Origin of the sequence: Gordonia sp. WA4-43, assembly GCF_020520305.1 — a bacterium.
In the GTDB taxonomy this organism is placed as follows: domain Bacteria; phylum Actinomycetota; class Actinomycetes; order Mycobacteriales; family Mycobacteriaceae; genus Gordonia; species Gordonia hongkongensis.
The window spans coordinates 140,365-153,934 of sequence record NZ_CP084736.1 but is presented as its reverse complement, the minus strand read 5'-3'; the positions used below and the strand labels follow the sequence as shown (position 1 = coordinate 153,934).

Annotated in this window: 12 protein-coding genes; 6 read left to right on the top strand and 6 right to left on the bottom strand. The window is 62.3% G+C overall.

Annotation, left to right across the window (positions count from 1 at the left end; genetic code table 11):
- Window positions 1-531: 531 nt before the first annotated feature.
- From LEL84_RS00660 to LEL84_RS00650, 3 genes are read left to right on the top strand one after another with little or no spacing between them, the layout of a single operon-like run.
- A complete protein-coding gene (locus tag LEL84_RS00660; RefSeq protein WP_226513061.1) occupies window positions 532-3,243 on the top strand; it encodes a DNA methyltransferase in 2,712 nt (903 codons plus the stop codon).
- Window positions 3,244-3,269: 26 nt separating this feature from the next.
- A complete protein-coding gene (locus LEL84_RS00655) occupies window positions 3,270-5,213 on the top strand; it encodes a DEAD/DEAH box helicase (RefSeq protein ID WP_226514209.1) in 1,944 nt (647 codons plus the stop codon).
- On the top strand, window positions 5,210-6,412 hold the full coding sequence (locus LEL84_RS00650; RefSeq protein WP_226513060.1) for a GIY-YIG nuclease family protein: 1,203 nt from the start codon (window positions 5,210-5,212) through the stop codon (window positions 6,410-6,412). The genes LEL84_RS00655 and LEL84_RS00650 overlap by 4 nt, the downstream gene beginning before the upstream one ends.
- Before the next feature lie 66 nt (window positions 6,413-6,478).
- On the opposite strand, the gene mutM is transcribed toward LEL84_RS00650, so the two are convergent.
- The 6 genes from mutM to rsmD form a co-directional block, all read right to left on the bottom strand.
- The gene (gene mutM / locus LEL84_RS00645; RefSeq protein WP_226513059.1) at window positions 6,479-7,381 is read right to left on the bottom strand and encodes a bifunctional DNA-formamidopyrimidine glycosylase/DNA-(apurinic or apyrimidinic site) lyase; all 903 of its coding nucleotides are present in this window, start codon (window positions 7,379-7,381) and stop codon (window positions 6,479-6,481) included.
- Between the two features lie 33 nt (window positions 7,382-7,414).
- Window positions 7,415-8,140 (bottom strand): ribonuclease III, encoded by a 726-nt coding sequence (gene rnc / locus LEL84_RS00640; protein ID WP_065628999.1) that lies wholly within the window; start codon window positions 8,138-8,140, stop codon window positions 7,415-7,417.
- Window positions 8,133-8,765 carry a YceD family protein gene (locus tag LEL84_RS00635; RefSeq protein WP_171011583.1) on the bottom strand — a complete coding sequence of 211 codons (633 nt, stop codon included), beginning with the start codon at window positions 8,763-8,765 and terminating at the stop codon, window positions 8,133-8,135. Before LEL84_RS00635 ends, rnc begins: the two co-directional genes overlap by 8 nt.
- Before the next feature lie 93 nt (window positions 8,766-8,858).
- A complete protein-coding gene (locus LEL84_RS00630; RefSeq protein WP_078112236.1) occupies window positions 8,859-9,728 on the bottom strand; it encodes a DivIVA domain-containing protein in 870 nt (289 codons plus the stop codon).
- Window positions 9,729-9,846: 118 nt separating this feature from the next.
- Window positions 9,847-10,335, bottom strand: a complete 489-nt coding sequence (coaD, locus tag LEL84_RS00625) for a pantetheine-phosphate adenylyltransferase (protein ID WP_078112235.1) — start codon at window positions 10,333-10,335, stop codon at window positions 9,847-9,849.
- A gap of 16 nt (window positions 10,336-10,351) precedes the next feature.
- Window positions 10,352-10,903, bottom strand: a complete 552-nt coding sequence (gene rsmD / locus LEL84_RS00620) for a 16S rRNA (guanine(966)-N(2))-methyltransferase RsmD (RefSeq protein WP_226513058.1) — start codon at window positions 10,901-10,903, stop codon at window positions 10,352-10,354.
- Window positions 10,904-11,067: 164 nt separating this feature from the next.
- Between rsmD and ectA the strand changes: the two genes are divergently transcribed.
- From ectA to LEL84_RS00605, 3 genes are all read left to right on the top strand, one after another.
- The gene (gene ectA, locus LEL84_RS00615; RefSeq protein ID WP_226513057.1) at window positions 11,068-11,595 is read left to right on the top strand and encodes a diaminobutyrate acetyltransferase; all 528 of its coding nucleotides are present in this window, start codon (window positions 11,068-11,070) and stop codon (window positions 11,593-11,595) included.
- Between the two features lie 229 nt (window positions 11,596-11,824).
- Entirely contained in the window at window positions 11,825-13,096 is a 1,272-nt protein-coding gene (ectB, locus tag LEL84_RS00610; RefSeq protein ID WP_226514208.1) for a diaminobutyrate--2-oxoglutarate transaminase, read from the top strand.
- Window positions 13,093-13,524: an ectoine synthase gene (locus LEL84_RS00605; RefSeq protein ID WP_058250063.1), complete on the top strand. Its 432-nt coding sequence runs from the start codon at window positions 13,093-13,095 to the stop codon at window positions 13,522-13,524. Before ectB ends, LEL84_RS00605 begins: the two co-directional genes overlap by 4 nt.
- Window positions 13,525-13,570 lie beyond the last annotated feature (46 nt).

Below are 13,570 nucleotides of genomic sequence, written 5' to 3'. Positions count from 1 at the left end.
GGATCTCGGTGCAGGGGGTGCTCGTCGCGGTGCTGCCCGGTTACGGAGGATCGGTGTCGTCGTCGAGATGGGGTGCGATCGTGTTCGCCAGGTCGGTGAGCCTGTCTGCGACGTCCCACACCGACATGTCATCACTCGGCCGGGTAGGAGTCCATTGTGGAGTACTCCAGCAGCTTCGCTGCTGTCGCTGACCGTTCGCGCTCGCCGGAGAAGGTACTGAGTCACGGGCGGCGGCGAGGGAGCGGGATGACACTTCGGGCAGTAATACTAACTGCGGCTCATGAACACCACCCACTGATTGGCATACCGCACTGCTTGCACGGCAGACCTTCCGGCCCATATGAATACTCCGAAGCCTCAGCCCGAACCGCGACGCTTCGGCCGCAGCGCTTCCGCGTGCAGATTTATGACCTCCGGCGTAGATCACCGACCCACAGGGCTTGCTGCATCACCACGTCGCGCAGATGAAATGATCAGGAGACCGTCGGCAGCTGACAGCCGAACCTATGTGACCTGCGAGAGGTAGCGTTCGTGGCCAGATTGAACCTAAAGGCAGTCGAGGAGCGCGTCACTCCCCTAGCCCGGCGTGAGACGTACGACCGTGAGTTCATCTTCGACCTGCTGCTGGCCTACGGGAAGCCGAAGGGCAACGTCACCCGGTTGCGCAACGGCTCATTGAACGTCGCAGCCGAACCTGATCGCGAAGTCGCGCAGAAGAATGTTGTCTATTTCCGGGAGACCGACCGACAGCCGTTGGCAGGTGTCGAGGAGCTGCGTACCTCCCCGGACGTGGTTCGTTACAACCCTCGGTTCGTGATTGCCACTGACTATGACGAGCTGGTCGCTGTCGATATGAAAACCGGGGAGAACAAGGTCTTCCCGATCCGTGACATCGACAAGCACTTTACGTTCTTCCTTCCCTGGGCCGGGATGGAGAAAGCGCAGTACACGTCTGAGGCGCATGCGGACGTCAAAGCCGCCGAGCGCATGGGCAAGCTGTTCGACGAACTGCTCCAGGCAAATCCGGAACTCATCGACGAGCAGCACGGCCGACATGCGTTGAACGTGTTCTTCACGCGGCTGCTGTTCTGCTTTTTCGCCGAGGACACCGGGATCTTCGACGATGGCCAGTTCACCACCGCGGTAGGTTCGCACACGCAGTCCGACGGTTCCGACGTGCAGGAGTTCCTGACCGACCTATTCGACGCTCTAGACGCCGAGAAGCCTGAAGACAAGGCAAGCTATCTGTCGGCGTTCCCGTACGTCAACGGTCGACTGTTCGAGGTCACCAGCCAGCACTTGGTGCCGGCGTTCACCAAGAGCGCCCGTGGGCTGCTGCTCGACCTCGGAGCGCTGGACTGGAGCGAGATCAACCCTGACATCTTCGGGTCGATGTTCCAGGCGATCGTCACCCCCGGAAAGCGGTCGGACCTCGGGCAGCATTACACGTCGGTGCCGAACATCCTCAAGACGATCGAGCCGCTGTTCCTCGACGAGCTGAAGGAGCAGTTCGACGCCGGATTCAACAGTGTCGGCAGGCTGGAGAAGCTGCTGGAGCGGATCGGAGCGATCAAGGTCTTCGACCCGGCGTGTGGGTCGGGGAACTTCCTGGTCATCGCCTACAAAGAGCTGCGCAGGCTGGAGCATGCGATCCTCGAGCGCCTCGCCGATTTGAGCCCTAAGCACCAGGTGCTGTACGCGGTGTCGAAGATCGACATCGAGAACTTTTACGGCATTGAAATCGACGACTTCGCCGCCGAAGTGGCGATCCTGTCGTTGTGGATCGCCAAGCACCAGATGAACCGCGAGTTCAAGGACAAGTTCGGTGTCGAGATTCCGCTCATTCCGCTGAAGGAGACCGGTCGAATTCGTGTCGACAACGCGACGAGGGTGGAGTGGAACGACGTATGCCGCAACGATGGCCACTCGGAAATCTTTCTGATCGGCAATCCACCCTATTATGGGTCCAGTAAGCAAAGCGCCACACAGAAGCAAGATTTTCCATACGTTTTTGGGAGTCGAAAGTACTCCAAAAAGCTTAACTATATCTCTCTCTGGTTCGTCAAAGGGGCGGACTACATTGCACAGACAAGAGCGCAACTCGCCTTCGTTACAACGAAGACAGTGACGCAAGGTGAGCATGTTGCATTGATGTTTCCGTGGATCTTCTCGCAGAATGTGGAAATTGGATTCGCGCAAACCGGGTTTCAATGGAATAACAATGCAAAAGGCGGCGCCGACGTCACCGTTTCGGTGATATCACTTAGGTCACAGAATAGTTCACCGAAGTTTCTCTACATGGGTGACCTTAGGGTCGCCGCACGAAATATTAATGGCTATTTAGCGGATGGCGATAGCACTTTTGTAACAAGTCGCCCGAAGCCTCTCACTTCATTTCTTCCGGCGATGGTGTACGGATCTAAACCAACCGATGGCGGAAATCTGACGTTAGGTCCTGCTGAACGTGAAATTCTATTGAGGGAGGCGCCGGGCGCCGCCAACTACATTAGGAGATTCCTTGGATCGGATGAGTTTATAAAGGGGAAAGATCGCTATTGCCTCTGGATCCCTCCGGGCGAGTACGAATCTGCCAACTCGTTCCCCGCCATCCGTGATCGATTCGAACGTACATCAGCAATGCGGTCTTCTAGCACAAAGCTATCGACTAAAAAGCTAGCAGCCACGCCGCACGTCTTCGCGGAAATTCGACACAAGTCGACAGAGTCGATTCTGATTCCAAGCATGTCTTCAGGTCTCCGGGAGTACATTCCGTTTGGATACCTTGCCAGCGACGAGATTATATCCAATAACGCTTTCGCGATTCCTGAAGCGGCCCCGTGGGTCCTGTCACTCCTGACTTCTAGGATGCATATGGTGTGGATTAACGCAGTCGCTGGACGTATGCGTATCAACTATCGATACTCCAACACGATTGTTTACAACAATTTTCCAGTACCCCCGCTGCCGGACCAGATCAAAGAGCAGCTGACTGAAGCGGCATTGCGGGTCTTAGATATACGTGAATATCACTGTGAGAAGACATTAGCCGAGCTTTATGATCCGGACAAGATGCCTGAGGATCTGCGTGCGGCGCACGCTGAGGTCGACGCACTGGTCGATTCGATCTACTCAAAGCAGGGATACGAGACGGATGAGCAGCGGTTGTCGGACCTGTTCGCCATGTATGAGGAGATGACCGCTGCGGAGCAGGCGGCGAAGCCTGCGAAGAGGAGCAAGACGTGAGCAGCACGGTGAACGTCGTCGACGTGATGTACGCGCAAACCGGCGCCTCGGTGAATACCGACGCGTTGGGTATGCGGGAGATGCAGCAGCGTGTGTTCACCAAGCGGGATGCGCAGCACTTGTTGATCAAGGCTCCGCCGGCCTCGGGTAAGTCGCGGGCCTTGATGTTTGTCGGCTTGGACAAGTTGTTCAACCAGGGGCGCAAGAAGGTGATCGTCGCTGTCCCGGAGCGTTCGATCGGAGCATCGTTCTCGACGACAAGACTGACCTCCCACGGCTTCTTCGCAGACTGGGAGGTCAAGCCGGAGCGGAACCTGTGCACGCCCGGGTCGTCAGCGGGCAAGGTTGATGCGTTCGTTGACTTCCTAAACAGCACTGATCCGATTCTGGTGTGCACGCATGCGACGCTGCGGTTCGCGTTCGAGCGGCTGGCGCCGGATGAGTTCAACGGCACGGTGCTGGCGATCGACGAGTTCCACCACGTGTCGGCTGACACTGAGAACTCCCGCCTGGGTGCGCTGTTGAAGGAAGTGATGGCCGGCTCGGACGTGCATATCGTGGCAATGACCGGTTCGTACTTCCGCGGAGACTCGGTGCCAGTGCTCTCATCTGAGGACGAGGCGCAGTTCACGCCGGTGACGTTCAATTACTACGACCAGCTCAACGGCTATCAGTATCTAAAGTCCTTGGGGATCGGGCACCACTTTTATCAGGGCCGCTACACCGAGGCACTCGGTGAGGTGCTCGATCTGGACAAGAAGACGATCGTGCATATCCCGAATGTGAACTCGGGCGAGTCGACGAAGGACAAGATCGAAGAGGTCGGGTTCATCATCGACACCATCGGCGACGTGATCGACACCGAACCAGACACCGGGATCATCCGCATCCGACGGGCCGACACCGGTGAGGTCCTACGGGTGGCCGATCTCGTCGATGACGCCGATCAAAAGAAGCGCGCCGACACCCTGCACTACCTGTCGACGGTCGCGGCGAAGGCCCGCGACGGCGTGGACATCATCATCGCGCTAGGCATGGCCAAGGAAGGCTTCGACTGGCCGTTCGCCGAGCACGCCCTGACGGTCGGGTACCGGGCTTCTTTGACCGAGATCATCCAGATCATCGGCCGCGTCACCCGCGACAGCCCAGGTAAGGCGCACGCGCAGTTCACGAATCTGCTGGCCGAACCGGATGCAGAGCGGGGCGAGGTGACGGTGTCGGTGAACAACATGCTCAAGGCCATCACAGCGTCGCTGCTGATGGAGCAGGTGTTGGCACCGAACTTCAACTTCAAGGCCAAACGCGGCAACGACGACGCACCCGAGCCAGGCACGATCAAGATCAACGGGTTTAAGGAGCCGTCGAGCGAACGGGTCAAGCAGATCGTCGAGACAGACTTGAACGACCTGAAGGCCAACATCCTGCAGGACGAAACGTTCGCCAAGGCCGCCGCTGGCAGTGTCGATCCCGAGACCACGAACAAGGTTCTGATCCCCAAGATCATCCGCGAGCGCTACCCGGACCTGACCGATGAGCAGGTCGAGGAGGTGCGCCAGCAGGTCGTGGTGGACTCGGTGATCAAGAACGGCGAGGTCCGCGAGGTCGGCGACAAACGGTTCATCAAGATGGCCGACACGTTCGTGAACATCGACGAGGTCAGTATCAACCTGATCGACACGATCAACCCATTCCAACGCGCGTTCGAGGTGATGTCGAAGTCGGTGACCCCATCGGTACTCAAGATCATCTCAGACGCGATCACCAGCACACGAGTGGAGATCAGCGAGGACGAAGCACTCGCCCTGTTCCCCAAGATCCAGACTTGGGTCAAGGTCAACGGGCGACATCCCGAGGTGCGCTCAGACGACCCCACAGAGAAGCGCTACGCCGAGGCCCTGCTGTTCCTGCGGCGCCTCAAGCAGCAGCGCGAGGCACAGAAGCAAGCAAGCGAGATCAGGAAGGATCAATGACGACCGCGGACGATTCAACCTCGGAGAGCGGTAACGCGGAGCAAGCAGACGCGTTTCAGCAGCTGCTCGATTCAGATGTTGACGGCCTCCTGAACATGCCGGAGAAGCCGAAGAAAGTCACCTCCAGTGACCGGCTGGAGCGGGCGTTTCTTGAGATCGTGGAGTTCCGACGCAATCATGGTCGACTTCCGAGCTCGACCACGAGGGAGATATCCGAACGTAAGCTCGGCGCACGACTAGACGGCATACTCGCCAATGACAGCAAGATCGAAGCGCTCAAACACCTCGACGAGTTCGGCCTGCTTGACGTACCTGATGCGCCTGGCTCGATCGACGAGCTGTTGGAGCATGACCCACTCGACCTGTTGGGAGACGACACCGGTATCTTGGACGTCTCGAGCCTTCCGATCCGCAAGCAGCGCTTCGAAACTGAGGAGGTAGCACGCCGTCGACCTGCTCAAGACTTCGCCGAGTTCGCTCCCCTGTTCGAGCAGAAGCATGCCGAGTTGCGCGACGGCGCGAGCCAGTTGATGCCGTATTCGGGGATGCAGCACATCATTCCAGGTGCGTTCTTTGTACTCAACGGTGTAATGCTCTTTGTCGCTGAAGTCGGTGAGACCGAGTACAAAAAATCGACTGTGCGCGAGAACAAACGTGAACGTCTGCGCTGCGTCTTTGAGAACGGCACCGAGTCGCGGATGTACAGGCAGTCCCTCGGGATCAGGCTGGCAGATGAAGACGGCCAGATCGTCGTAGCTCGACAACAACCGGAGATCCTCACCGACGACGAGGTCAGCGGCTACATCTACGTTTTGCGTTCCCGTAGCAACGATCCGCAGATCGCCGGCATCGCTAATCTGCACAAGATTGGATTCTCACGCGGACCAGTCGAGACTAGGATCAAGAACGCCGACAAGTCGCCCACCTACTTGATGGCGCCCGTCGAGGTGGTTGCCACCTACCGCATCTACAACACGCGTGTCTCAGTGTTGGAGAACCTGCTCCATCGAGTCTTCGCCGAGGTGCGTTTGGATCTGACACAGGTCGACAAGTCGGGCCGCGACTACGATCCGTCCGAATGGTTCGTCGTTCCACGTGACGTGATCGATCAGGCGATCGAGCTGATTATGTCGGGTGGCATCGTCGACTATCGGTATGACGCAAAGTCTCAAGGCCTCGTCGCAGTTGGCGACTCCTGAACGACCCAACTGATCGGTCCTGCGGTACGCCCTTGTAGCAACTCACCGAAGCCCAGCCCCGTCGCGTCAACGGCGTGGGCTGCGCTGACAACGAGGACAGTAGAACGAGCTCCGATTCATGAAGGCCTCTCGCCTGATCGGCGTTCCGCATCTGTGACAGGGTTGCCCTTCACGCCCGTATGAATGTAGTTCTCTGCTGAAGTACCCGGACTGTCCGTTGACGTTCACGTAGAGCGCGTCGAACGAGGTACCGCCGACCTTCAGCGCATCCGCCATCACGTCGGTGACGGCATCGATGAGTTCGCGCAGTTTCTTGCGACTGATCGTCTCGGCGATCCGCGAGCCGTGCAGACGTGCGCGCCACAGCGCTTCGTCGGCGTAGATGTTACCGACGCCGGAGATCACCGTCTGATCCAGCAGGACCCGTTTGATCTCGGAGTGTTTGGCGCGCATGCGATCCACCACGCGGACGGGATCGAAGGCCGGGTCGAACGGATCGGTTGCGATGTGCGCCACCGAGACCGGGATGTCGGCGGGCGACGGGTCGGTCGTGTCCGTACTCCCCGAGGGCGCGTACACGTCGGGTGTGTAGTCGTCGAGATGCCAACCCCCGAAGGTCCGTTGATCGACGAAGCGGAGTTCGTTCTCGTCGTCGAGGACCGCGCGGATCCGCAGGTGCGTGTGATCGGGAGTTCCGGTCCGGGCGATCAGCATCTGGCCGCTCATCCCGAGGTGGACGACGAGCGCCGCACGGTCGGCGGAGTCGGCGACATCGATCCACAGGTACTTGCCGCGGCGCCGGACGCCGGTCACCCGCTTGCCGGCGAGCCGACCGATCAGATCCGGCTCACCGCCGGCGTGACGACGGACCGCACGCGGATGAAGGACCTCGGTCGAGGCCACCACCCGACCGACGAGATGGGTCTCGAGACCGATGCGGACGGTCTCGACCTCGGGGAGTTCAGGCATGGCGGATCGCGAAAAGCCGGTTGGGAGAAGGGTTCACGACGCCGACGCGCGCTCGGTCAGCACTTTCCAGGCGTGTGCGGCGGCCTGCTGTTCCGCTTCCTTCTTGGTCCGGCCGACACCCTCGCCGAGGCTCTCGCCGGCGACCAGCGCGGTCGCGGTGAACTCTTTGTTGTGGTCGGGACCGGTCGCGCTGATCTGATACTGCGGCGGACCGAACCCGCGCTCCGAACTCAACTCCTGCAGCGACGTCTTCCAGTCCAGCCCTGCGCCGAGGTTGCCGGCACGTTCGAGGCGCTCGTCGAACAGACGCAGGATGACGCGCTGCGAGGTCTCGAGTCCGTGACTGAGGAAGACCGCGCCGAACAGCGACTCCAGACCATCGGCCAGGATCGAGTCCTTGTCGCGCCCGCCGGTCATCTCCTCGCCGCGGCCGAGGAACAGGTACTTGCCCAGACCGCCCTCGTCCCCGAGACCACGCGCGACGTCGGCGAGCGCATGCATGTTGACGACGCTGGCCCGGATCTTCGCCAGCTCACCCTCGGGGCGGTCGGGATAACGCAGGTAGAGACGCTGGGTGATGACGACACCGAGCACCGAGTCCCCGAGGAACTCCAGTCGCTCGTTGGTCGGCAGACCGCCGTGTTCATACGCGTAGGAACGATGGGTCAGTGCCAGCGTCAGCAGGTCGTCGGGAATGTCGGTGTCCAGCGCGTCGAGCAGGGCCGCACGCGGACCGTCCGCACGCACGGCCTCAGTCACGATGTCGTTCCGGGTCGGGGTCGTTTGCGGCACCGTCCGTCGGCGAATCGTCCTTCCCGAGGTCGGCGAACTTGTCGGCGAGTCCGGCCCAGCGCGGGTCGATGACCTCGTGGGAGTGACCCGGTTCGGCGATGGCCAGACGCACCCCGCAGGTCTGGCACAGACCCTCGCAGTCCGACGAACAGAGGGGCGACATCGGCAGTTCGAGTGCCACGGCGTCGATGATCGACTGTTCGAGGTCGATACGGTCGTCGGCGATGCGATGGATGTCGTCGGCGTCGGTGGTCTGCTCGGTCGCGCTGTCCGGGTAGGCGAACAACTCGGTGAGGAAGACCGTCACCGTGCCGTCGATCGGCTCGAGGCAGCGCGAGCACTGACCGACGGTTTCACCGCACACCGTCCCGGTCACCAGGATTCCCTCGGACACCGCCTCCAGACGGAGGTCGAGGTCGACATCGGAATCCGCTGGGATCCCGACCATCTCGACGCCCAGCCGTTCGGGTGTCCGGACAGTACGGTGCACCTCCGACATCGTGCCCGGGCGGCGTCCCATCGAACGCACATCCAGCACGAAGGGCTCGCGCCTGGGAGTAGAACCGGGACCGTGCGACGGCTCTGATGTCACAGCATGATCAGCCACAAACGCCCACCATACGCTCGCACCCGGGAATGATCGACCGACGCCGGCGGCGAGTGGACAGCCGGGTCGACGAGCGTGTCACACCGCGAGCGGCGAACCGTGGTCACGGTCGTAGGTGTGGCGGGCCGAGGTCTCGCGCGAGCGGGGATCGTCGCCACGGGACTCGCGCGAACGCGCACCGTCGCCACGCCCGGACTCGTCGACACCACGGGGGTACTCGACATAGTCGTGCATGCCGGCGCCGGTCCGTAGCTGGTGCCGACCCCGGTTCACCGATCGCAGCGTGCCGGTCAGGATCTCTTCGAACTGGGCGAGCTTCTCGTCCACGTAGACGTCACAGTCACCGCGCAGGCGGTCGGCCTCGGCGTGGGCGGCGTCGATGATCCGCTCGGCCTCGGACTTCGCCGCACCGACGACCTCGGTCTCGGAGACGAGGCGCTGCTGCTCGGCGATACCGTCGGCCACCGACTTGTCGTAGGAGTTGTTGGCGGCGTCGATGGTGCGCTGCGCCTCGGCCCGCGCCCGACCGGTGACGGCCTCGAACTCGCGCGCCGCGCTGGTCTGCAGACGGTGTGCCTCCTCGGCGGCGTCCTCCACCAGCGAGCTCGAGTGCGCGCTCGCCTCGTCGACCATACGGTCGGCCTGCGCCTTCGCCTCGGAGAGGATCCGGTCGGCCTCGGCGCGAGCGTGCGCGAGGACCGCCTCGGACTCCGAATCCGCCTTGGACACCGTCGTCTCGGCGTGCTCGCGGGCATCACCGATCAGCGTGTCACGCTGGTCGAGGACATCCTGCGCGTCGTCGAGCTCGCCGGGGATGGAGTCCTTGATGTCGTCGAGGAGTTCCAGCACGTCACCGCGCGGCACGACGCACCCGGCGGTCATCGGCACACTCCGCGCCTCTTCGACGATCGCGACCAGCTCGTCGAGAGCCTCAAATACCCGGTACACAGCCACCCCAATCCGGCGCTTGCCTGGTTGCAACAGTTGGTGATTCTGTGACTATTGTGCCGAATGTTGCGCTTGTGACTCGTGAAGCGCGTGGGGTGTGTCGCGCCCGACCGAGGGGTCAGGCCGAGAGCTCGCCGGACAGCCGGCTCATCAGGCTCTTGTGGACATGTGCGGACAAGAAGGGCGTCACGTCCCCACCCAACTTCGCCACCTCCTTCACCAGCGAGCTCGAGACGTGGGCGAATCGTGGGTCGGTGAGCAGGAAGATCGTCTCCACATCGGCGAGCTCGCGGTTCATCTGGGCCATCGGCACCTCGTAGTCGAAGTCGACGGCGGAGCGCAGCCCCTTCACGATGGTGTGGATCGACTCCTGCCGCAGGTAGTCGACGAGCAGGCCCTCCCACCGGTCCACCCGCACATTCGCCAGGTCCGCACAGTCCTCTTCGATGAGTTCGATCCGCTCGTCCACACCGAACATGCCTCGCTTGTTGGGGTTGACCACCACGGTGATCACGACCTCGTCGAAACACGCCGCAGCGCGTTCCACCACGTATCGGTGGCCGAGGGTGAAGGGATCGAAGGAACCGGGACACACTGCCGTCGTCATGGCCCGAACTTACCGGTCAGACCAGGCGGGCAATCTCCACCCGGGTGTCGCCATAGGACTTGTCGACGACCACCTCGTATTCGGATGGCCAGATTTCGCCGGTGGACCGCGTCGAGCGTTCGACGACGATCAGCGCGTCGTCGTCCAGGTGTGACCGCAGCAGCGCCAGGTCCGCGGCGATCCGGTCGGCCTGGAGGTCGTACGGCGGATCGGAGAAGACGAGGCCGAACCGCCGTTCCGCGGCGCCGGCGAGGTAGGCCGACACCATGCGCGTATGTACGGTGGCATTCGGGGCCACCCCACAGGCCCGCACGTTGGCGGATATCGTGACCGCGGCCCGGCGCCCGGAGTCGACGAACGTCGCCCCTGCAGCACCACGCGAGATCGCCTCGAGACCCAGCGCCCCCGATCCCGCGTACAGGTCGAGGACCCAGACTCCGTCCAGATCGGATCGGGCGGCCAACATGTTGAACACCGATTCGCGAACCCGGTCAGAAGTGGGCCGGGTACCCTCGCCCGGAACACGCAGTCGGCGCCCACCCAGCCGGCCGGCGATGATCCTCGTCATGAGGCCATTCTGCAACCCCGGAAGCCACCCGAACCAATCCGGAATCACGTCTTTGTGACCCGCTTCACATTGCATGTCTGAACAGGGACAAGGTAGGCGTTCCGCGGACCAATTTCCGCAGGTACATGACTTCTACGACACGCATTGTTAACGTCGATTGCGTTATGAGCCCTTCCCAAACAAGAACGGCCCCGACAACAACCCTCACCGTCGATTACCGGGTTCCCACGGTCGACGACGGTATCCGCCTCTGGGAAATCGCGTCGGACTCACAGGTTCTCGACGTCAACTCGAGCTACTCCTATGTGCTGTGGTGCCACGATTTCGCCACCACCTCGATCGTCGCCGAGGTCGATGGCCGCGCAGTCGGTTTCGTCACCGGCTACCGGCGGCAGAGCGACCCCTCCACCCTGATGGTCTGGCAGGTCGCCGTAGACGACGAGGTGCGCGGACACGGCATCGCGGCGAAAATGCTGCACGAGCTGTTCGACCGCGTCAACCGTCAGGGCATGGTCGCCATGCACACGACGATCAGCCCGGACAACGTCCCGTCCCAACGCTTGTTCGCCTCGGTGGCCAAGACCCGCGGACTTCGTTTCGAGCGTCGAGACCTGTTCGCGGCGAACGCATTCCCCGACTCCCACGAGCGGGAAGATCTCTACATGCTCGAGCCGGAGATCCCCGAGCCCTGAGTCCGGCGCGATCCCGGTCGTCGTCTTGGACCACAGGGCCGACGCCTCAGATGCGGCACGCGCGCAAGATTTCCATCCTGCCGACCCCGTAATCGGTTGTCCCGCATGACATCCCGACCAAAGGCCGACCCCAGCCCATGGGGCTCAGCCGAACCCGGTGATCGCGATGACGCGACCCCGAGCCGGGCACATGAACCCCACGTTGTCACACCAGAAGGAAGCACACGACATGCCACTTCTCGACACCCACATGGACGATTCAGTCTTCACCGCCCACGAATCCGAGGTGCGCAGCTACTGCCGTAACTGGCCGGCTGTGTTCACCACCGCCAAGGGCTCCTACATCACCGATCAGGACGGCCGCGAATACCTCGACTTCTTCGCGGGCGCCGGGTCCTTGAACTACGGCCACAACAACCCGGTTCTGAAGAAGGCCCTCCTGGAGTACATCGAGTCCGACGGCATCACCCACGGTCTCGACATGGCGACCGTCGCCAAGGGGAACTTCATCGAGAAGTTCACCAGCCACATCCTCGAGCCGCGCGGACTCGACTACAAGATCCAGTTCCCCGGCCCGACGGGTACCAATGCCGTCGAGTCGGCACTCAAGCTGGCGCGCAAGGTGACCGGTCGCGAGTCGATCATCAGCTTCACCAACGCCTTCCACGGCATGACGCTCGGATCGCTGTCGGTGACCGGTAACTCGATGAAGCGTGCCGGCGCTGGTATCCCGCTCGTCCATGCGACGCCCATGCCGTTCGACAACTACTTCGGCGGCGTCATGGAGGACTTCGCCTGGTTCGAGCGTGTGCTCGACGACTCGGGCAGCGGCCTGAACCGCCCGGCGGCGGTGATCGTCGAGACCGTCCAGGGCGAGGGCGGCGTGAACGTCGCTCGTGCCGAGTGGCTGCGGGCCCTCTCCGACCTGTGCCAGCGTCGCGACATCCTGCTGATCGTCGACGATGTGCAGATGGGCTGTGGCCGCACCGGCGAGTTCTTCTCGTTCGAGGAAGCCGGCATCAAGCCCGACATCGTCACCCTGTCGAAGTCGATCAGCGGCTACGGGCTGCCGTTCGCGCTGACCCTGTTCAAGCCCGAGCTCGACGTGTGGAGCCCCGGCGAGCACAACGGCACCTTCCGCGGGAACAACCCGGCCTTCGTGACCGCCGCCAAGGCGATCGAGACCTACTGGGCCGACGACGCGCTGACCCGCGACATCCATGCCAAGGGCGAGCGGATCCACGAGGTCTTCACCGACCTGTGCAACCGCTACGACGGCATCTCCACCCGGGGGCGTGGCATGGTGCGCGGACTCGCGTTCGAGGACCATACCGCCGCGGGCAAGGTCTGCGCGCAGGCCTTCGGCGCGGGACTCTTGGCCGAGACGTCGGGCCCGTCCGACGAGGTGGTGAAGCTGCTCCCGCCGCTGACCATCTCGCGCGAGGACCTCGACCGCGGCCTGTCCATCCTGTCCGATGCAGTCAAGGAGGTGATCGGATGATCGTCCGAACCACTGAAGAAATCACCGGCACCGACCGCGACGTCGCCGACCCCAAGGGCAACTGGGTCTCCAAGCGCATCATCCTCGGCGGCGACAATGTGGGCTTCTCGTTCCACGAGACCACGATCAAGGCCGGCTCGGTCAACGAGTTCCACTACGCCAACCATGTCGAGGCCGTCTGGCTCGTCGAAGGCACCGGCACGCTCCTCGACCGAGAGACCGGCGAGACCTATCCGCTCGCGCCGGGCACGATGTACCTGCTGAACGGCCACGAGCGGCACACCGTCACCGCCGACACCGAGATGCGCATGCTGTGCGTGTTCAACCCGCCTGTCGTGGGCACCGAAGTCCACGACGAGAACGGCGTGTATCCGCTGGTGACCGTGCCGCAGCCGGCCGGCAAGCACGCGGAGACGCCCGTCACCTGACGGCTCTCGCAGACACCTCGAGTACGCACCCTGCCTATCCTGGGCA